The 20,043-nt window shown below is 65.7% G+C and carries 17 protein-coding genes; 6 read left to right on the forward strand and 11 right to left on the reverse strand.

The window, feature by feature from the left end; all coding sequences use genetic code 11:
- Positions 1 to 432: 432 nt before the first annotated feature.
- The 3 genes from L1O02_RS23795 to L1O02_RS23805 all read right to left on the reverse strand — a co-directional run bounded on the left by L1O02_RS23795 (position 433) and on the right by L1O02_RS23805 (position 5,090).
- Positions 433 to 2,901 (reverse strand): TonB-dependent receptor, encoded by a 2,469-nt coding sequence (locus L1O02_RS23795; protein WP_060837939.1) that lies wholly within the window; start codon positions 2,899 to 2,901, stop codon positions 433 to 435.
- Positions 2,902 to 2,926: 25 nt separating this feature from the next.
- On the reverse strand, positions 2,927 to 3,424 hold the full coding sequence (locus tag L1O02_RS23800; protein WP_060837938.1) for a RidA family protein: 498 nt from the start codon (positions 3,422 to 3,424) through the stop codon (positions 2,927 to 2,929).
- A gap of 88 nt (positions 3,425 to 3,512) precedes the next feature.
- Positions 3,513 to 5,090, reverse strand: coding sequence for an FAD-dependent oxidoreductase (locus L1O02_RS23805; RefSeq protein WP_060837937.1), 1,578 nt, complete (start codon positions 5,088 to 5,090; stop codon positions 3,513 to 3,515).
- A 322-nt stretch (positions 5,091 to 5,412) separates the two neighbouring features.
- Between L1O02_RS23805 and L1O02_RS23810 the strand changes: the two genes are divergently transcribed.
- On the forward strand, positions 5,413 to 6,432 hold the full coding sequence (locus tag L1O02_RS23810) for a MarR family transcriptional regulator (RefSeq protein ID WP_108544630.1): 1,020 nt from the start codon (positions 5,413 to 5,415) through the stop codon (positions 6,430 to 6,432).
- On the forward strand, positions 6,426 to 7,178 hold the full coding sequence (locus L1O02_RS23815) for a hypothetical protein (protein ID WP_108544628.1): 753 nt from the start codon (positions 6,426 to 6,428) through the stop codon (positions 7,176 to 7,178). The genes L1O02_RS23810 and L1O02_RS23815 overlap by 7 nt, the downstream gene beginning before the upstream one ends.
- Before the next feature lie 13 nt (positions 7,179 to 7,191).
- Here the strand turns inward: L1O02_RS23815 and L1O02_RS23820 are convergent, their stop codons facing one another.
- From L1O02_RS23820 to L1O02_RS23855, 8 genes are all read right to left on the reverse strand, one after another.
- The gene (locus tag L1O02_RS23820) at positions 7,192 to 8,385 is read right to left on the reverse strand and encodes a dipeptidase (protein ID WP_108544626.1); all 1,194 of its coding nucleotides are present in this window, start codon (positions 8,383 to 8,385) and stop codon (positions 7,192 to 7,194) included.
- A gap of 476 nt (positions 8,386 to 8,861) precedes the next feature.
- Positions 8,862 to 9,824: an ABC transporter substrate-binding protein gene (locus tag L1O02_RS23825; RefSeq protein WP_060837934.1), complete on the reverse strand. Its 963-nt coding sequence runs from the start codon at positions 9,822 to 9,824 to the stop codon at positions 8,862 to 8,864.
- Between the two features lie 12 nt (positions 9,825 to 9,836).
- On the reverse strand, positions 9,837 to 10,646 hold the full coding sequence (locus tag L1O02_RS23830; protein WP_108544625.1) for a class II aldolase/adducin family protein: 810 nt from the start codon (positions 10,644 to 10,646) through the stop codon (positions 9,837 to 9,839).
- Positions 10,647 to 10,981: 335 nt separating this feature from the next.
- The gene (locus L1O02_RS23835; protein ID WP_235758845.1) at positions 10,982 to 11,920 is read right to left on the reverse strand and encodes a D-isomer specific 2-hydroxyacid dehydrogenase family protein; all 939 of its coding nucleotides are present in this window, start codon (positions 11,918 to 11,920) and stop codon (positions 10,982 to 10,984) included.
- On the reverse strand, positions 11,917 to 13,122 hold the full coding sequence (locus L1O02_RS23840) for an acyl-CoA dehydrogenase family protein (protein ID WP_235758847.1): 1,206 nt from the start codon (positions 13,120 to 13,122) through the stop codon (positions 11,917 to 11,919). Before L1O02_RS23840 ends, L1O02_RS23835 begins: the two co-directional genes overlap by 4 nt.
- On the reverse strand, positions 13,119 to 13,898 hold the full coding sequence (locus L1O02_RS23845; protein ID WP_115581763.1) for an ABC transporter ATP-binding protein: 780 nt from the start codon (positions 13,896 to 13,898) through the stop codon (positions 13,119 to 13,121). The genes L1O02_RS23840 and L1O02_RS23845 overlap by 4 nt, the downstream gene beginning before the upstream one ends.
- A gap of 3 nt (positions 13,899 to 13,901) precedes the next feature.
- On the reverse strand, positions 13,902 to 14,723 hold the full coding sequence (locus L1O02_RS23850) for an ABC transporter permease (protein WP_060842692.1): 822 nt from the start codon (positions 14,721 to 14,723) through the stop codon (positions 13,902 to 13,904).
- Between the two features lie 246 nt (positions 14,724 to 14,969).
- Positions 14,970 to 15,857, reverse strand: a complete 888-nt coding sequence (locus L1O02_RS23855; RefSeq protein WP_060837928.1) for a LysR family transcriptional regulator — start codon at positions 15,855 to 15,857, stop codon at positions 14,970 to 14,972.
- A 106-nt stretch (positions 15,858 to 15,963) separates the two neighbouring features.
- Between L1O02_RS23855 and L1O02_RS23860 the strand changes: the two genes are divergently transcribed.
- The 4 genes from L1O02_RS23860 (at position 15,964) to L1O02_RS23875 (ending at position 19,940) form a co-directional block, all read left to right on the forward strand.
- Entirely contained in the window at positions 15,964 to 16,593 is a 630-nt protein-coding gene (locus tag L1O02_RS23860; RefSeq protein WP_060842691.1) for a cysteine dioxygenase, read from the forward strand.
- Entirely contained in the window at positions 16,590 to 18,173 is a 1,584-nt protein-coding gene (locus L1O02_RS23865) for a rhodanese-related sulfurtransferase (RefSeq protein WP_060837926.1), read from the forward strand. Before L1O02_RS23860 ends, L1O02_RS23865 begins: the two co-directional genes overlap by 4 nt.
- Before the next feature lie 259 nt (positions 18,174 to 18,432).
- Complete coding sequence (locus L1O02_RS23870) at positions 18,433 to 18,981, forward strand: RNA polymerase sigma factor (protein ID WP_060837925.1); 549 nt, start codon at positions 18,433 to 18,435, stop codon at positions 18,979 to 18,981.
- Positions 18,978 to 19,940 (forward strand): FecR domain-containing protein, encoded by a 963-nt coding sequence (locus tag L1O02_RS23875; protein ID WP_060837924.1) that lies wholly within the window; start codon positions 18,978 to 18,980, stop codon positions 19,938 to 19,940. Before L1O02_RS23870 ends, L1O02_RS23875 begins: the two co-directional genes overlap by 4 nt.
- Positions 19,941 to 20,043 lie beyond the last annotated feature (103 nt).

Raw genomic sequence — 20,043 nt, forward strand, 5'->3', positions numbered from 1 at the left:
CCTTCGCTGGCAAGCCAGCTCCTACGAGGTGGATGGCTGGCGTGCTTCAGAACACCAGGCTGACACAACGGCCGTAGGAGCCAGCTTGCTGGCGAACAGCCCCTCAACCCTGCACCCGTCATGCGGCCGCCTTCGCTGGCAAGCCAGCGCCTACGAGGTGGATGGCTGGCGTGCTTCAGAACACCAGGCTGACACAGCAGCCGTAGGAGCCAGCTTGCTGGCGAATGGCCCCTCAACCCTGCACCCGTCATGCAGCCGCCTTCGCTGTCAAGCCAGCTCCTACGAGGTGGATGACTGGCGTGCTTCCGAACACCAGGCTGACACAGCAGCCGTAGGAGCCAGCTTGCTGGCGAACAGCCCCTGAACCCTGCACCCGTCATGCGACCGCCTTCGCTGGCAAGCCAGCTCCTGCGAGAGTGATCGTGGTCATGCTCAGAACGCCAGGCTGACGCGGCTGTAGTAATAGCCACCGCCCAGGCCATAGGGCGAGAACATCCCGTATTCATAGGTCCCCGCCCAGGCCTTGAGGCCGATCTTGTCCGGGTACACGTCGAACAGGTTGTTGGCGCCCACCGCCACGGTGAGGTTCTGGGTCACGTCGTAGGCCACGTCCAGGTCGGTGATCCACTTGGCGCTGTAGGTGCGGTCGTTGGCCGGGATGTTCGAGCCTTCGGTGTACTCGCCAAAGCGGGTCAGCTGCAGGTTGGTGGTCCAGTCGCCGACCTTGTAGTTGGTGGACAGGATCCACTTGTCCTTGGGTGTGGATTTAGTCAGGTCGATCTGCTGCTGGCGGTCGAACAGCACATAGCCGGCTCCCAGGCGTGACAGCGCCGCCGGGGTGTCCGCCAGGTCGCGGATGGTGGTCTTGTTGTGGTTGTAGGCCAGGCTCCACTTGGCCGTGCCGTACTCGCCGAACGACTGGCTGTAGTCCGCCACCAGATCGACGCCCTTGGTCCGGGTGTCGGCGGCGTTGGTGTAGTACTGCCCGGCGAGGTTCGGCGACAGGCCGTTCTCCACCAGGATCTGCGACACCGCCGGGCCCTTGAGGATGCCGGTCTGGAGGATGCGCTTGTCGATGTCGATCAGGTAGAAGTCGGCGGTCAGGCGCAGGCGTTCGGTGGGTTCGGCGGTGAAGCCCAGGCTGTAGTTGCGCGAGGTTTCCGGCTCCAGGTCCTTGGCCCCCAGGGCAATGGCTTCCGGCGAGTTGGGGCGCATCTGCTTGGTGCGCACCGAGCTGGTGGTGCCGCCTGCGCCGAACTGGGTCACGGTGCTGGTGGTGGAGAACACGCTCTGGGCCAGGGACGGCGCGCGGAAGCCGTTGCTCACCGCCGCGCGCACCGCGTAGCCGGGGAGGAACTCGTAGCGCGTGGTCAGCTTGCCGCTGGTGGTATCGCCCACCCCGAGGTTGTACTTCTCATAGCGCGCCGCCGCGCCGACGTACCAGTTGGGGGTGATGTTCAGGCCCAGGTCCACATAGGCCGCCTCGCTGTGACGCTTGAGGCTGTAGGCGTCTTCCGGGGTGGTGCCGTTGACCGAGAACAGCCCCGGGTCCGGCACCACGCCGGCAAAGGGGCCGGTGGCCGGCACATAGCTGCCCTGGTTGTAGGAATTGGGTTCGCCCTCCTCCAGGGCGTATTTCTCCCAGCGGTATTCCACCCCGAAGGAGGTTTCCAGCGGGCTGCTCCAGCCGATGTCCAGGGCCCGGGAGAAGTCCAGGTTGTTGGTCCACTGGTCGAACACCAGATTGCCCAGGTGGAAGTCGTGCTGACCGTAGGGGCCGTTGGAAATGTTCAGGTTGTTGGCGGTGTCCAGCACCCCGCGGTCCTTGCCGTAGGTGCTGGACAAATCCCAGTCCCAGCCGCCCGCCAGGCCCTTGGCGCCACCGGCGACCTGGAAGTCGGTCTCGCGGATTTCCCGCCGCGCCTGGCCGCCATTGGGGTACGGCGCATTGGGCACCCCCGCCAGGCTGGTGATGTCGGTGGGCTTGCGATGGCCCAAATCCTTGTTGCTGTTGCGGTAGCTCAGGGTGGAAAACGAATACAGCTTGAGGTCGTCGGCCAGGGGCAGCTCGGCGTTGTAGGCCAGGCTGGTGGTGCGGTCGCGGCCCAGGCCGTATTCGGTGCCCCAGCCCTGGCGATTGCTTTCTCGCGGGTCCGGCGAGCCGTCGGCCTGCTTGAAGTACAGCTGGCCGCTGGCGGCGCTGGAGCGCTCGTAGGGCTCCTGGATCTTGGCGTCCCAGGACAGGTTGAAGAAGCCGCCGTCCTCCCCCAGCTTGTTGCCCCAGTTGAAGGCCTCGTGGCCGGTGGTGCCGTCGCCGTCGTAGTACTGGCCCAGGGTGGTGTCCGAGGTCAGGCCCTCGGCGTTGCGCTTGAGGATGATGTTGATCACCCCGGCGATGGCGTCGGAGCCGTACTGCGCGGCGGCGCCGTCGCGCAGCACTTCGATGCGTTCGATGGCGGCCGTGGGAATCAGGTCCAGGTCCACCGGCACCGAGGCGTTGCCGACTCGGGCCCCGTTGTTGATCAGCGCCGAGTTGTGCCGGCGCTTGCCGTTGATCAGCACCAGCACCTGATCGCCGCCCAGGCCGCGCATGCTCACCCCGCGCACCAGGAAGGCGGTGCCGCCGCCGTTGATGGTGGGCACGTTGAACGACGGCAGCAGGCGTCCGAGCATTTCTTTCAGGCCGTTCTGGCCGATGCTGCGCAGCTGTTCGCTGTCGATCACATCAATCGGCGCCGGGCTGTTGGTGACGGTGCGCTGCTGGCTGCCGCGCACGCCGGTGACCACTACGGTGCCGAGGGTTTCATCGGCGGCCAGCAGCTCCACCGGGGTTGCCAGGCTCAGCAGGCCAAGGCTCAGGGGCGCGGCGCCGAGGACGATTTTATGCAAGGACATACTCATGACTTCAGATCCTTTGACAGGCGCCTCAGCGCGCTCGGGCGGCGACGGTTTCGACTTCGATCAGGGCCCCGGGCAGTACCAGCCCCGCCACTTGCACCGTGGTCCGGGCCGGTTTGAGCGGCTGTTTCTCGGTGCCGAAAAACTCGCGAAAGGCCACTTGCAGGCCGTCGAAATCCAGCTTGCCGCCCAGGGCCGGATCGCCCACCAGGTAGATCCGCAGTTGCACCACATCCCCCAGGGTCAAGCCCTGGCCGGCGAGGATCGTCTGCACCTTGCGCAGCACCTCGCGGGCCTGGCTCTCGGTGTTGCCGGCGGCGTGGATCTGTTCCTTGGGCGCCTTGGGGTCCACCGGGTCCGGCAGCAGGCCGGAGAGGTAGGTCACCTCGCTGTTGGCGGGCAAGGTCACCGATTGCAGGATCGGCGAATGGGGATAGGTGGACGGCACGCGCTGGATCCCCGCGGCCCAGCTGCTGCTGGCGGCGCACAACAGCCCCAGCCCTACGACGGTGTTTTTCAAAGACATGCAATGACGCTCCAAGGTTGTGTTTGCCAGCCTCGGAGGTCCGCTACCCGGCAATGGGTGACTGCTGTTTTATGAGTGTTAGGCTTTTTCAGGCCGTTTGCTGTAGCGACGAGCCTTGCGCCCGTTGAAAAAGGTGGCGCACCACGCGCCGCGCCGCGCCGGCAGCGGCTTCCTGCCAGATGCCCACGCCGCTGTGGGCCAGGCCATCGCTGGTCAGGTAGACCCGGCCCTGGGGCTGGTTGAGCAGGCTGTAGTCCGGCTCGGCCACTTCATGACTGATCCAGGGGCCGAAGTTGTAGGGGATCTTGCCCCAGGCAATCACCAGCGGCTTGCGCAGTTCATGGCTGTGGCCGGGGTGCAGCAACTCCACCGCCTGACGGGAAATCTCGATCTGCTGGGCCAGGCTTTTCTCCCCGAAGCGTCGCGCGGTTTCACCGTTGTTGTAGGCCGCCACCAGCACCCCCTCGGCCTGGTTGAAACCACCGCTGGGGTACCACAGCCCGGAAGCCTCCTGGTTGATGAACGACAGCCCGCCGTAGATCTGGTACTGGCTTTCCCAAAAGCGCCGCGACTGCCAGGCCACCTTGTTGGCGTAACCGAACTGCACCGCGCCGATGGCCCGACGCACCGGGGCGCTGAAGTTGTTCTCGACCTTGGCCAGCAGCGGCAAGGGCAGGGAGCTGATCACGTAGTCGGCCTTGAGGCTCTGGGTGCGGCCGCTGCGGCGATCCAGGTAGACCACCTCGGCACCGTCGGCCCGGTTGGTGATGGAACGCACCTCGCTGTGCAGCCGCAACTGCCCTTGCAGACGCCGGGCAAACGCCTGGGGGATGCGATCCATGCCACCCACCGGCTGGAACATGGTGGGCGAGAATTCCGGGTATTCATCGATCATCAGCGCCGTGGTCAGCGCCGGGTTGAGCAGGGTCTGCAACGGCAGCGGGTCGTTCTTCTGCGCCAGCTGGTCACCGGCGCCGGGCCAGACCTTGTAGCCCGAGCGCGCCGAGCCCAGGTATTCGAGCTTGTCGGAAAGGTCGCCCCAGGTTTTCAGAAAGCTCAGCAGGTTGCTGCGATCGGCAGCCGTCAACTCCTGGTCCAGGGCATGCCGATTGACCGCCTTGGCCAGCAGTTCGGAAAAATGCCCGCGGCTGTCGTTGACCGCCTGACGGATCTGCAACGCCGGCTGATTCAGGTCCGGCCGCACCAGGGCATTGCGGCTGGTGTTGACCAACACCTCCAACTCCACCCCCAGCTCGCGGCAGTAGCCGAGCATCAACTGGTGATGGCTGGGCAGGCGGCCGGCCCCGGCATTGAGGTAGAAGCCGTCGTCGAACTCGGCGACCTGCACACTGCCGTCGCTGTACTCAACCCGATCGCCGCCGCGCACCGTCCAATTGCGCCCGCCGACCCGGTCCCGGGCTTCCAGCAGCGTGACCTTGAACCCGGCCTTGTTCAGCTCATAGGCGCTGACCAGGCCACCGATCCCGGCGCCGATCACCACCACCGAAGCGCCCTTGCCCACGGCGGCTGTGGGCAGCGATGCATAGTTCTCCTCGAAGGCCTCGGCATTGCCCGAGCCGCCGAACAGGCCCATGACCGCGCTCGCCGCCTGGACCCCGCCGACAGCGGCGATACGGGCGATCAATTGTCTTCTGGTCAGTGGCATGCCAGCGCTCCCTGCTGCGAATGGATAGTGCGTTCGGTTATAGCCCGCGGACTTATGCAGTCACTTGGGTCTATGGGAAGCCATCCTAGGGGCGCTCATTTAATAAGAGAAATACATTTTAAGCATATGCAAATATTACTTTGTTTCATATTCAGACACGCAAATACTGCACAAGACGCATGAACAACAGTGACTAGCCAGTCGCAGGACAATCCACCTCGGCCCGCGGGTCTACACCGGGAAAAACCGTTTGTAACGTATTTATTGAACAGTAACATTTTAAATGTTACCGTTCTTAAATCATGTTAAAAGGACACCGACCATGAACCCCGAACTCCAGCACAGGGCTCCCCAACTGCCTGCGCTCGCCTCCTACATCGAGACGGTGCTCGGCGATACCCCAAGCTTCAGCGCCTGGGATCAAGCCCCCAACCTTCCCTACTACCTCAACAGCCACTATTGCCTCCTGCACATGACCCTGCTCGGACAAGCCTGCGTGGTCTTGCTGGAGAACCCGCAGCAAGCGGCCAGCTTGCCGGACGTGAAAAAGCACATGGATACGCTGCGCAAGCTGACCCAGGCCCCCCTGATCTTCGTGGCCGAGGCCCTGGCCTCCTATGAGCGCAAGCGCCTGATTGACAAGGGCGTGCAGTTCATCGTCCCCGGCAACCAGCTGTTCATCCCCGAACTGGGGCTTGATCTGCGGGAGTACTTCCGCGCTCGACAGGAAAAAATCACGCTCATGAGTCCGGCCACCCAGGCCATGCTGATCCACCTGTTGATGAATCCCTCGCCGCCCTCGTTGCAGTTGTCCCAATCGACGCTGGGCTACCCGTTCAAGTACTCCAAGATGACCGTTTCCCGCGCCGTCAAAGAGCTGAAAGATCTGGGTTTGATCGTGGTACACAACGACCGGCAAGCCCATATCGAGATCCAGGTTTCGTCGCATCAACTCTGGGAAGACGCCAGGAAGCACATGCGCTCCCCCTTGAAAAAGACCCTGTGGCTGAACCAGATCCCGCACTTGAATCACACGCCACTGCTATTGGCAGGCGAGTCGGCGCTGCACGAGCACAGCCTGCTGATGGAACCCCGGCTGCCGGTTTACGCCTGCTCCAGTGAAACCCTGGCCACGCTCCTGAAGGACTGCCCGGCGCTGAGCGAAGTTGCCCCCGAGGACGCCGTCTGCGCATTGCAGATCTGGTCCTACGAACCCACCGTCTATGCTCGGACAAAGGATGGCTGTGTCGATCCTTTCTCGCTGCTCCTGAGCTTGCAGGACAGCAAGGATGAAAGGATCCAGATCGGCTTGAGCCAAGTGGAAGGAGACTTGAAATGGTAAGGGGGCTGGACCGCTTCCGTGAGTACTTCACCGACTACGCCGACCGCTACGTGATGATCGGAGGCGTGGCCGCCTACCTGAGCATGGAAGAAGCCGGCCAGGCGTTCAGAGCTACCCGAGACCTGGACATCGTCCTGATCATCGAAGCGCTGGACCCTTCGTTTGTCGCTCGGTTCTGGGAGTTCATACGAGCCGGCGGTTATCAGATCAAGCAACGCAATGACCAAAGGCCGATTTTCTATCGCTTCATGGCTCCGGCCGATACCCGCTTCCCTGTACAGATCGAACTGTTCTCACGCAGCCCGGAAGGCATCGATCTGGCCGAGGGCGCGACCTTGAGTCCTATTCCTGTCGACGAGGCCGTCTCAAGCCTTTCGACCATCTTGCTCAACGACCAGTACTACGACTTTTTACTCGCAGGCATGCAGCAGATCGACGCTATCACCCACATCGGGGCGGACCGGCTGATTCCCCTCAAGGCCCATGCCTGGCTGAACCTGACCGAGCGCCAGGGCAAGGGGGAGCAGATCGACAGCAGGAACATTCGCAAACACCGTAACGATGTCTTGAGCCTCTCGGTCCTGCTTGCTCCCCACTCAACCCACCTGCCCGGCCCAATAGCTGAAGACCTGCAGCAGTTCCTGCGGCAACTGGCCGAACAAGCCGTAGATCCTGCCGCCATAGGGCTGACAGAAAGCCTGCAACAGATGATTTGGCGAATCAGACAAGCCTTTCATCTGGCCTGAAACAGTCAGCCTCCTAACCAGCGCTAGCGGCCTGCGCCGCATCCAGCACCCGCAGCAGATTCCCACCCCAGATCTTCACCAGATCCGCTTCGCTGTACCCCGCCGCCAGCAGGCGTTCGGTGATTCGCGCCAGCTGCGTCACATCCTCCAGCCCCTGCACCCCGCCACCGCCATCCCAGTCGGCACCGATGCCCACATGGTCCGGCCCCACCACGTCCAGGATGTGCAGCAGGTGGCGCATGTAGTCGTCCAGGCTGGCCCTGGGCTGCGGGTAACGCGCCTCGACCTGGCGAATGCGCTCGGCCAGGTCCGCCACCTGCCTGGGGCTCAGGCTCGCCGCCAGGCGAAACTCGCGGTACAGCGGCCCCAGGGCCTTGTCGCGCTCGGGGTTGGGCGCGTGGTTGATCAGGTCGCTGGGGAAGCTGTTGACCTGCACCACTCCGCCCCTGGCCGCCAGCTGGCGCAGGCGCTGGTCATCCAGGTTGCGCGGATGGGCGGTGATCGCCCGGCTGCTGGAATGCGAGGCAATGATCGGCGCCGTGGACAGGGCCAGGACCTGGTCGAATACCTGGTCCGAGGCATGGGACACGTCCAGCAGGATGCCCAGGCGATTGGCCTCGGCCACCAGTTCGCGCCCCGCCGGGCTCAGGCCGTGCCACTGCGGTAGGGCGGTGGCGGAGTCGGCGAAATCGTTGTTGGCCGAGTGCACCAGGCCGAGCATGCGCAGGCCCTGGCGGTAATAGGTGTGCAAGCGGGCCGGATCGGCGGCCAGGGGCTCGGCGTTCTCCATGCTGATGAAGACCACTCGCTGGCCACGGGCGACGATGGCCGGAACATCGCTGGCCTGCAGGGCCAGGGCGAAATCATCGGGGTGGGCGGCGATCAGGTCGCGGATCCGCGCCAGCACCGCCAGCCCATGTTCGCTGGCCAGGGTCCGGCCTTCGGCATTGAGCGGGCCCTGGGGGGTGAAGATGGCCCAGAAGCCGCCGTCCAGCCCGCCCTCTTTCATCCGTGGCAGATCGACCTGGGACAGGTCGTCCCGGTAGGCATGGCGCTGGGTGATGTCCCAGCCGGGGCGGGCCAGTTGCATCGGGGTATCGAGGTGACTGTCGAGCACCGTCAGGCGCTGGTGCAAGGATTGCGCCGGGCTGGCGGCCAGCGCCCAGGGGCTGACCAGCGCCAGGCACAGCAAGGTTCGAGAAAACATCGGGCCTCCTGGCCAATCAAAGAAATCGCCCCATCGGACCGTAAGAGCTGGCTTGCCAGCGAAAGCGGCCCCGAGATCGTCGCAAGGCTCGAGGGCCTATTCGCCGGCAAGCCGACTCCCACGCAAATATCAACATGGGCGTGAACCTGTAGGAGCTGGCTTGCCAGCGAAAGGGGCCCCGAGATCGTTGCAAGGCTCAAGGGCCTATTCGCCGGCAAGCCCGTTCCCACGGAAATATCAACATGGGCGTGTACCTGTAGGAGCTGGCTTGCCAGCGAAGGCGGCACCGAGATCGTTGCAAGGCTCAAGGGCCTATTCGCCGGCAAGCCGGCTCCCACGCAAATATCAACATGGGCTCCTACGCAAATATCAGCATGGGCGTGTACCTGTAGGAGCTGGCTTGCCAGCGAAAGCGGCCCCAAGATCGTTGCAAGGCTCAAGGGCCTATTCGCCGGCAAGCCGGCTCCTACAAGGGGTCATGACCAGTGGAAGCTGCGGTCCCACAGCCCGGAAACATCCAGCTGCTGGGGCAGGACGCCGGCTTCGAAAAACAGGTCGGCCACGTCCTGCTGGGATTTCACCGCCGCGTCGTCCACCGGTTGCAACAGTCGTGGGCCGCTCTGGGCGCGGTATTGGGCCAGGAACACTTCCCGGGGCATGCCAAGAATCTTGGCGCTCTTGGTGGCCCATTCCTCGGGATGGCTGGCGATCCATTGCCAGGCGCGGTATTCGCGCAGGATGTAGTCGGTGATCGCCGCGTGCTTGAGCGGGTCGGCAATGCTGTTCTGGTTGGCGGCGATCACGTAGTTGCCGGACAGGTAGCCCTGGCCGGTCTTCAGCACCCGGGCCCCGGCCCGCAGTTCCGCCAGTTGGATGAAGTAGCCGAAGCTGACCCAGGCATCCAGGGCGCCGTTCTGGAAGGCGGCGAAACCGTCTTGCGGGGTCAGCGCCATGGGCACGATGTCGGCAAAACCCAGGCCCTGTTCCTTCAGTGCCTTGAGCAGAAAGTAGTGCGAGCTGGTGGAGCGGATGTAGCCGATGCGCTTGCCCTTGAGCTCGGCCACCGACTGCACCGCAGAGCCCTTGGGCACGATGAAGGCCTGATTATTGACGTCGCCGGTGAGCACCGCGATCAGCTTCACCGGGGCGTGGTTCTTGATGCCGAAGATCGGCGGGATCTCGCTCATCGGCGAGATGTCCAGGGTGCCGCTGACCAGGGCCTCGAAGCTCAGGTTGCCGCCGGTGAACTCGGCGTACCTGACCTTGTAGGGCGGCGGCTCGATGCCCGCCTCGGCAAAGAAGCTCGGCGCCGCACCCTTGTAGGTGGCGACATTCAGGGTGACCCCGGATAGGTCCACGGCGGCCCCCAGGCCCAGGCGCGGCAAGGCGGCGGCCAGGCCGGCCAGGGCCGAGAGTTGGAGAAAATGACGACGCTGCATGGGCAAGGGTCCTTAATCGAGAAAATCCGGTTCTTCACGCACGATCCGCTCGCGGTAAGGCTGGAAGCTGAACCAGCCGCCGAACTCGGTGCCGACCTGGCGCGCGGTGTGGCGCGCCACCTCGTGAGGGATGAGTCGCGGGGTGCCGGCGGCTTCCGCCAGCAGCTGGGCCTGGGCGGCGTTGTCCATGGCGATGAAGCGCCACACCGCCGCCTCGACGGTTTCGCCCACGGTCAGCAGGCCATGGTTCTGCAGGATCAGCGCCTTGTGCCCCTGCAGCGCGGCGGCGATCCGCGCGCCTTCGCTGGCCTCCAGCACCACCCCGGAGAAGTTGTCGAACAGCCCGTGCTTCTCGTAAAAGGCGCAGGCGTCCTGGGTCAGCGGGTCCAGCAGGCGGCCCAGGCTCGACCAGGCCTTGCCGTGCAACGAATGGGCATGGGCCGCGGCCACCACTTCGGGATGGGCTTCATGCAAGGCGGCATGAATGGCAAACGCCGCGAGGTTCAGCGCCCCCTCGCCTTCGATCACCGCGCCTTCGGGGTTGACCAGCAGCAGGTCCGACACCCGCACATGGCCGAAATAAACCCCCACCGGGTTGACCCAGAAATGGTCCGGGCGCCCCGGGTCGCGCACGGTGATATGCCCGGCGCCCCCTATGTCGAAGCCCAGCCGGGCGAACACCCTAAAGGCCGCGGCCAGGCTTTGCTTGCGCTGCCGGCGCTCCAGCTCGACCGTGGCCTGCTGGGGCGGGTGCTCCCAGCGAAACACCGTATGGCCATCGCGGGGCAAGTCATACACCGCGGGACGAAAATGTGCGGTCATGTCCGCTCTCCTTGAAGTGGTCATCGATACCCTGCGCGCAAAGGCCCGCAGGACCTTGCTTGGCGATCTCCCGCCAAACCTGCAGCAACCTTGAGAACCTCGCGTCCCTTCGGGCCGTTCGCAGCCTGCGGCAGCGGCTACACCTATCCCGGCCCGACATGGGCCCTGTAACCGCTGCCGAGCCTGCGAGGCTGCGCAAAGGCCCGCAGGACCTTGCTTGGCAATCGCCCGCCGAACCTTCAGCGACCTCAAGCCCCCTGCGTCTCCTGCGGAGCCGTGCGCAGCCTGCGGCAGCGGCTACACGAAGCGCTGCAGGCCAAGGCTGGAACCGTGTGTTAGTAGCCACGCTGGATCTCCACCGGGTTTTCCAGGGGTAAACCATCTCTCCAGCGCTGCAGATTGCGCCCCAGCAAGCGGGCGATATTCAGGTAGACCCGTGGCGAATTGGCCGAGGTGTGGGGCGACAGGCGAATGCCCGGGTGGCGATAAAAAGCGTGGCCCGCGGGCAGCGGTTCGGGGTCGGCCACATCCAGGCTGGCCAGGCCGATGCGCCCCGTATCCAGGGCCTGCAACAGCGCTGGCTGATCGATCAGCGCACCGCGAGCGATATTGATCAGGTGCAGCCCGGGCTTGGCCGACGCCAGGACATCGGCATCGATGATGCGTCGGGTCTGCTCGGTCAGGGGCACCGCCAGCAGCAGGTGATCGGCCCGGGCAAACAGCTGGTGCAGGTCGGCCACCGGTTCGACCCCGGGCACCTCGAAAGGCTGCGCCGAACGGCGCAGGGCCAGCACCTGCATGCCCAGGGCCTGGGCCTTGGGCGCCAGTTCGCGGGCAATGCTGCCAAAGCCGAACAGGCCCAGGATGCTGCCGGCCACCGAGGCCAGCGGCCGTGGCTGCCAGTGTTCGGCGCGCTCGATCCACACCTGGGGCAATTGCTTGGCGGCGGCGAAGATCGCCGCCAGGGCAAACTCGGCAATGCTCTCGGCGGTGCTGCCCCGGGCGCTGGCCACCGGCAGATCCTGGAACAGCCAACGGGGGAAATAATCCAGGCCCGAGGTCACCAATTGCACGAAGCGCAGGCCGAAGGGCCAACCCGCAGGCGGCTCTGGAGCATCACGAAAATCGGCATGGGGCGCCGCCAGCAGCACCTGAACATCCCCGGGCAGATCACTGGGCAGCCCTCGGGGCAGGCTCAGCACCTCGACGCCTGGCAGCGACTGGCGCAGTTGCTGGTTGAAGCCCTCGTCGAGCTGGCTGGCAATGCGCGTCACACCTGGGCTCCCCGGCTGGGCAAGGCAAAGGCGGCGCGGCCCACGGCGCCAAGGATCGCGTCGTTCTGCGGGGTGTGGATCCGGCTGCACAGCACATCACGGTAATGCCGCTCGATGGGGTTGCCCCGGGCCAGCCCGGGATTGCCGATGGCCTCGATGCCCAGCTCCACGGCGCTGATGGCGTTGCTGGTCACCAGGTACTTGATCTGGGTCGCCTCGCCCGGGGCGATCCGCCCTTCGGCGGCGGCATCCAGCAGCACCCGGTTGTTCAACAGCAAGGCGTCGATGCGCCCGATCAGCTCCTGGAAACGCGGCAGGCTCGACAGCGGCGCGCCGAGGTTGGCCGGGGCGCGCTGGGCCAGCCAGCCCAGCAGCCAGTCACGGGCGGCGCGGGCCACGCCGTCGTAGATCGCCGACAGCAGCACCGCCAGCCAGAGCACGCCCTTGCTGTCCAGCTCCGAGGGGCGCGGAACGTTGGCCGGCTGGATGTCCACCGCCTGCTCCAGGGGCACAAACACTTCATCGAAGATCACGTCGTGGCTGCCGGTGGCGCGCATGCCCAGGTGGTCCCAGGTTTCCTCGACGCGGATGCCGGGGCTGTCGCGGTGCACCAGCCAGGTGCCCACCTGCGGCTCGGCATCGTCGCTGCGAGCCCAGACCGCCAGCCAGGTCAGCCCGGGAATGCCGGTGGAGTAGATCTTGCGCCCGCTGAGCCGCCAGCCGCCCTCGACCCGGCGCGCCAGGGTGGCCGGCAAGCCGCCCCGGGCCGGGGTGCCGAGGTCCGGCTCGACCCGCAGCGCATTGATCAGGGCGCCCTCTTGCACCGCCTCGCGCGCCACGCGCTGGCGCAGGTGCAGGGGCCAGGCGCTGTTCTGTTGCAGGCGGGTGTGCTGCAGGTACTGCATCACCAGCACCAGCGCGGTGGAAGGTTCGCCCCGGGCCACGGCGCCGATCACCCGCCGCGCCTGGGCCAGGGTCGCCTCGCTGCCGCCCAGGGCCCGGGGCACGGTCAGGGCCAGCAGGCCATGCTGGTGCAGGCGCTGCAGGTTGGCGTGGGGAAACTCGCTGTGGCGATCGTAATGGGCCGCACTGGCGGCGAACTCCTCGCTCAACTGCTGCAGCAGGTCGGCGAACTCGCTGGAGTCCGGATCAGGGACGGGACGGGACACGGACGAAGACGGTTGCACGCTGGAAAGGCTCATCGGCTGGCAGTCCTGCTCAAAGGGTGGGAGATGTCGACGGCCGGCTCGGCCTCGGTTTCCACGCCCAGCAGTTGCAGCAACCGCGCACGCAGCGGCTGGAACCCCGGGGCGGACACCTGACGCGGACGCGGCAGGCGGATCGGCAGTTGTTCGGCGATTTGCCCGTTGGCCAGCACCAGCACCCGGTCGGCCAGCAGCAGCGCCTCGTCGACATCGTGAGTCACCAGCAGCACCGCCGGGGTGTGCGCCCGCCACAGGCGGATGATCAGTTGATGCATGCGGATCCGGGTCAGGGCGTCGAGGGCGGCGAAGGGTTCATCCAGCAGCAACAGCTGCGGCTCGCGCACCAGGGCCCGGGCCAGGGCCACGCGCTGGGCCTCGCCGCCGGACAGGGTGCCGGGCCAGGCGCCCAACCGATGGGCCAGCCCGACCTCGCCCAGCGCCGCCTCGGCCCGCTCGCGGACCCCAGCCCCACGCACGCCCAGGGCAACGTTGCGCCACACGCGCTTCCAGGGCATCAGCCGTGGCTCCTGGAACACCGCGGCCATGGCCGAAGGCACCTGCAACCGGCCCTCATCGATGGGTTCCAGCCCGGCCAGGGCCCGGAGCAAGGTGGTCTTGCCCGAACCGCTACTGCCCAGCAGGGCGACGAACTCCCCCGGCGCGATGTTCAGGTCCAGGCTGTCGAGTACCGCCTGCCCGGCGAAACGTCGGGTCACCCCGCGGCATTCGACGGCGGCGCGCACGGGGCCCGGCTGGGGCAATGACACAGTCATGGGTCAGTTCCTGATAAAGGTCGGGCGCCAGGCCAGGGCGCAACGTTCGAGGCCGCGCACCAGCCCGTCGATGCCCAGGCCGAGCACGCTGTAGACCAAGAGGCAGATGACGATCACATCGGTGCGCATGAAGTCCCGGGCGTCGTTGACCAGGTAGCCGATGCCGGCGCTGGCGTTGATCTGCTCCACCACCACCAGCCCCAGCCAGCTGATGCCGAAGGCGTAGCGCAGGCCGACGAAGAACGCCGGCAAGGCTCCGGGCAGGATCACGTGGACGATCAGTTCCCAGCGCTTGAGGCCGAGCAGGGTCGCCGCCTCCAGCAGCTTGGGGTCCAGGCTGCGGATGCCGGAAAACAGCGTCAGGTAGATGGGAAAGGTGGTGCCCAGGGCAATCAGGGCGATCTTCGGCGTCTCGCCCACGCCGAACCAGAGAATGAACAGCGGCACGATGGCCAGGAACGGCAGGGTGCGCAGCATCTGCATCGGCGAGTCGATGGCGATCTCGCCGCGCCGCGACAGCCCCGCCACCAGGGCCAGGACAGTGCCCAGGCTGACGCCGATGGCCAGGCCGCTGAGGGCGCGCTGGAGGGACACCCACAGATGCCCGCCCAGCTCGCCGCTGCCGAGCATCTGCCACAGGGTGCCGCCGATGGTGCTGGGGGCGGCGATGATCCGCGCCGGCAACAGCCCGCTGCGCGACGCCAGCTCCCAGAGCAACAGCAGCAACAGCGGGCTGATCAGGCGCAGCGACAGATTGCCGAGGAACTTCACTCCGGGGCGCTCGGTCCAGCGGGCATACAAGGAGAGCGGGGCTTGCGCAGGCATTTCAACATCCCTATTTCAGCGCGTTCGAGCCCCATGCTAACTACATAAAAAACGTCCGTGAAATTCGTTTTGGTTCTAACTTAATATACAAAAAATGCATTCATCAAATAGATATATATGCAAACAAAGGATAACCCCGTAGGCGCCAGCTTGCCGGCGAAAGGGCCGTTGAGCCTTGTGCCGCCCTTGCCAGCACCTTCGCGGGCAAGCCAGCTTCTACGCAGCCGGTTGGCGCCGCCCCCGTGGCTAGCCGACGCGAGCGGCGACCATTTCGCCGAACAGACTCACCGGCTCCTGCAGGTTGCCGAGGAAGCGCGGGTGGATCAGCCACAGGTCGATCACCGGCTTGAAGTCGCTGACCGGCACTATCTCCAGTTTGTCCCGGTGACTGCTGTTCTCCAGCAGCGGCAGCGGCACCAGACCGTAGCCCAGGCCATTGGCGATCAGCCCCAGTTGCAGCTCGGTGCCGAAGGTTTCCAGGTTGATCTGCAAGGTCAGGCCCTGGGCGCTCAACGCTCGTTGCAGGCCGGCCCGAAAACCGCAGCCGTCGGGGTTCAGCACCCAGCCGCGCTGGTAACAGTCGGCCAGCTTGCACGAGCGTTTGCGCACCTCGCCCTTGGCCGCCACCACCACCAGATTCATGCTGCCCAGGGAGCGCCCTACCACCCCTTCGGGGAATACCTTGCCGGCGGGAAACAGCGCGGCCACCACGTCCAGTTCACCGTTCTCGACCTTGTTCAGCAGGTGGCTGCCCCAGCCGGTGGCTACCGAGGTCTGCAACTGCGGATAGAGGCTCTTGAGCTGGCTCAGGGCATCCAGCAGCACCACGTCGCCAATGGTCTGCGGCACACCGATGCGCAGGGCGCCGCTGGGGGCGCCGTCATTGGCCACCAGCTCGTTCAGGGCGTCGATGCTGCGCAGCACTTCCAGGCACTGGCCGTAAACCCGCAAGCCCATGCTGGTGGGCTTGAGCGGCTTGGTGTTGCGGTCCAGCAGTTCCACCCCCAGGGCTTCCTCGAAATTCTGCACCCGGCGGGTGATGGCCGGCTGGGTCAACTGCAGGGCATCGGCCGCCTGGCTGATGGTCTGGCAGCGGATCACCGCCACGAACGCGTTCAGATCATCTATCTTCATTCTTTTTTCGCATAATAAATGACTGGAAAAATGTTCGATAAGAATAATACCTTTTAGCTCGCCCGTGTAGTTCGCGTCCTTTGCCTTGTGTCCACGGAGGGAGCCCATGCCCCACAACGCCGCAACAGTCGCTATCGATACCCCCAACTTCGCCCGCCTGCGGGACTTCATCGCCGCCCTGGCCGAGCTGCTGGACGGCCATCCCGATGAGCCCCGGATACTGGAGCAAGGCGCCGACCTGCTGCAGCGCCTGGTGAGCCAGGACGACTGGCTGCCCGACGAATTCGCCCAGCCCGACCCGCAGCACTATCAGCAATGGCTGCTGCATGTCGACTCGCGCCAGCGCTTTTCCATCGTCAGCTTTGTCTGGGGTCCGGGGCAGCGCACGCCGATCCACGATCACCGGGTCTGGGGCCTGATCGGCATGCTCCGCGGCGCCGAGGATAGCCAGGGCTTCGAGCGCCTGGCGGACGGGCGCCTGCAACCTGCGGGGGCTCCGATTCGCCTGGTGCCGGGGCAAGTGGAAGCGGTGTCGCCACGCATTGGCGACATCCATCAGGTGAGCAATGCCTACGCCGACCGGGTGTCCATCAGCATCCACGTGTACGGCGCCAACATCGGCGCGGTACGCCGGGCCGTGTACACCGCCGAAGGTCACGAGAAGCCCTTTATCTCCGGTTATTCCAACCGCTTGCTGCCTAACCTCTGGGACTTGTCGAAGGAGCCCCCGCAATGACCGATTTCCCTACCCGCAGCCCGGCGCAGATCCGTCAGGCCCTGCTCGACCGCCAGGAACTGGCGCTGATCGACGTGCGTGAAGAGGCGCCTTTCGCCGAAGCCCACCCGCTGTTCGCGGCCAATATCCCGCTGTCGAAACTGGAGCTGGAGGCCTATGCGCGCATCCCCCGGCGCGACACCCCGATCACCCTCTATGACCAGGGCGAAGGGCTGGCCCAGCGCGCCGCGAGCCGCCTGGGGCAACTGGGCTACAGCGACGTCGCCCTGCTCGAAGGCGGCCTGGACGGATGGCGCACCGCCGGTGGCGAGCTGTTCAAGGACGTCAACGTACCGAGCAAGTCCTTTGGCGAACTGGTGGAAGCCGAGCGCCATACCCCGTCCCTGGCCGCCGAGGAACTGCAAGCGCTGCTCGACCGGCAGGCCGACCTGGTGGTGCTCGATGCCCGGCGTTTCGACGAGTACCAGACCATGAGCATTCCCGGCAGCACCAGCGTGCCCGGCGCCGAGTTGGTGCTGCGGGTGCGCGAGCTGGCCCCCGATCCGCGGACACAGGTGGTGGTCAACTGCGCCGGACGCACCCGCAGCATCATCGGCACCCAATCCCTGGTCAACGCCGGCATTCCCAATCCGGTGGCGGCCCTGCGCAACGGCACCATCGGCTGGACCCTGGCCGGACAGAAACTCGAGCACGGCCAGACTCGGCGCTTCCGGCCGGTCGACGAAGAGCGGCGGGCCGAGGCGCAAACGGCGGCACGGGCGGTCGCGGACCGGGCCGATGTGGCGCGCATCGACCTGGCCCAGTGGCGGCGCTGGCAAGCCGATCCCAAGCGCACCAGCTATCTGTTCGATGTGCGCACCCCGGAAGAATTCGCCGCCGGCCACCTGCCCGGCGCCCGTTCCACGCCCGGTGGGCAACTGGTGCAGGAAACCGATCACTTCGCCAGCGTGCGCGGTGCGCGCCTGGTGCTGGTGGACAACGACGGGGTACGGGCCAACATGAGCGCCTCCTGGCTGGCCCAGATGGGCTGGCAAGTGGCGGTGCTCGACGGCCTGCGCGACAGCGACTTCAGCGTGCGCGGGCCCTGGCAGGCACCGCTGCCGGACACCGCGTCGGCCGAAGAAATCAGCCCGCGGACCCTGGCCGCTTGGCTGGAGCAGCCCGGCACCCTGGTGCTGGATTTCACTGCCAGCGCCAACTACGTGCAACGCCACATCCCCGGGGCCTGGTGGGTGCTGCCCAGCCAGTTGCAGGAATCCCTGGCCCAGTTGCCCCAGCCCGAACGCTATGTCCTGACCTGCGGCAGCAGCCTGCTGGCGCGTTTCGTGGTGCCCCAGTTGCAGGCCCTGACCCAGCGCCCGGTGTTCCTGCTCAGCGGCGGCACCGCGGCCTGGATCGACGCCGGCCTGCCCGTCGAGGAAAGCCGCCAGCAACTGGCCTCGCCGCGGATCGACCGTTACCGGCGCCCGTATGAAGGCACCGACAACCCGAAAGAAGCCATGCAGGGCTACCTGGACTGGGAATTCGGCCTGGTGGAGCAACTGCGTCGCGACGGCACCCACGGTTTCTTCGTGATCTGAGCCTTAGAGGGGGCTTTCGCTGGCACGCCAGCTCCTACAGGCCTGCTTCCCCTTGTAGGAGCCGGCTTGCCGGCGAAGAGGCCGCAAGCCTGGCATCGCTCGCAAGGTCGCCTTCGCTGCAAGCCCGCTCCTGCGAGGAGGGGTATTTCGGACGCGTAGGCGGTGCCGGTTGATCGTCAATCTGCCAAAGTGACAAATAGCAATAATTCTCGATATCATTCGCGACCTTGTGCTCACCGCGTCGTCAAGAAGGATATCCATGTCTCGCTCCAAGCCCGACTCTGCACTGGCGGACTCTGTCCGCGGGTTCTATGCGGACATCCTGCATTTCCTGCGCAAACGCACGGACAACGCCAGCGACGCGGCGGACATGACCCAGGACGTGTTCACCCAATGGCTCGACTACCGGGACCGGGACCAGGTCGAACAGCCCCGGGCCTTCCTGTTCCAGATGGCACGCAACCTGCTGCGCGATCATTGGCGGCGCCAGCAGGTGCGCTCCAGGGTGCATCACCAGGTCCATCCCGAGTCAGGCTTGGACACTGAGCCCCTGGCCGACGAACAGCACGAGCCACTGCCCGCCGCCCAGCGCCTGCAACGCCTGGAACAATTGAAAGAAGTCCTCGCCCAGCTCTCGCCGCGGCGCCGCGAAGCCCTTATGCTGCACCGCTTCGAGGGGCTGAGCCAGACGCAGATCGCCGAGCGCATGGGGATTTCCGTGAGCATGGTGGAGAAACACATCGCCTTTGCCCTGCTGCATTGCAAGCAACACCTACAACGAGAAAATGGCAAGGAGCAGCCTGAATGACCCGCTTTTCCGGCCCCCAGGACGACCTCGACAGCGAGCAGATCGATGCCCAGGCCGCCAGTTGGTTCGCCCGTAACCGCAATGATCCGGACCGGGCCACGCGCAAAGCGTTCGACAGCTGGATCAGTGAACCGGCCCATGCCCGGGCCTATGCCGAGTTCGAGCAGTTGTGGGTCGATCTGGCGCAGTTGCAGCAGCTGAACCGCCCCGTGCCGCTCCCTCGGCGCAAGACGCCGCTCTGGCGGCCGGCCCTGGCAGCGGCGGCCGCGGTGCTGTGCGCGGTGCTGGCGCTCAACCTGGGGACACCCCAGGCGCCTTACCGGCAGCAGATCGCGGCACAGGAACAGGGCGCCCGAGCCTTCAAGCTGCCGGACGGCAGCACCCTCTACGTCAATGCCAATACTCAGGTGAAGGTGGATTTCAGCGCCCGGCAACGGGATATCTACCTGCAACAGGGCCAGCTGTACCTGGAGGTCGCCGCCGACCAGGAGCGCCCGCTGTGGGTGCACAGCGGTGCGGCCAAGGTCCGGGTGGTGGGCACCGCATTTGACGTGCGCCGCGGTCAGCGCCAACTGGTGGTCAGCGTGGCCCACGGCCAGGTGGCGTTCAGCCCGGACGGCAAGCCCGGGGAACTGACCCTGCTGGGGGCCCGGCAGCAGGCGGTCTACGACCTGCACCAAGGCACCTTGCGCCAACAGTCCCTGGACCGCGACGAAGTGGCCGACTGGCGCAGCGGGCGCCTGGCCTTTCGCAACCGCGACCTGGCCAGCCTGGTGGACGAGCTGAACCTCTATCGGCGGCAGCCGGTGCAACTGGCCGAGGGCTCCATCGGCGCCTACAAGGTGTCCGGCAACCTCGACGTCAACGACCCGGATGCCCTGGTCAAGGCCCTGCCCGCCCTGATTCCGGTGAAAACCCGGGTCCAGGCCGACGGTCAGTTGAAGATCGAAGCCCGCTGAGCAATACATGAGAATATTTTGCATTCGCATATGAGGTATTTTTTCACTGCCGCGTCTTCCTCCTGTCTGCGCTCTGTCCGCAGCGCCTTTCTGGCCTTTAAGC

It is taken from the genome of Pseudomonas sp. BC42 (assembly GCF_021560055.1).
Taxonomy (GTDB): Bacteria; Pseudomonadota; Gammaproteobacteria; order Pseudomonadales; family Pseudomonadaceae; genus Aquipseudomonas.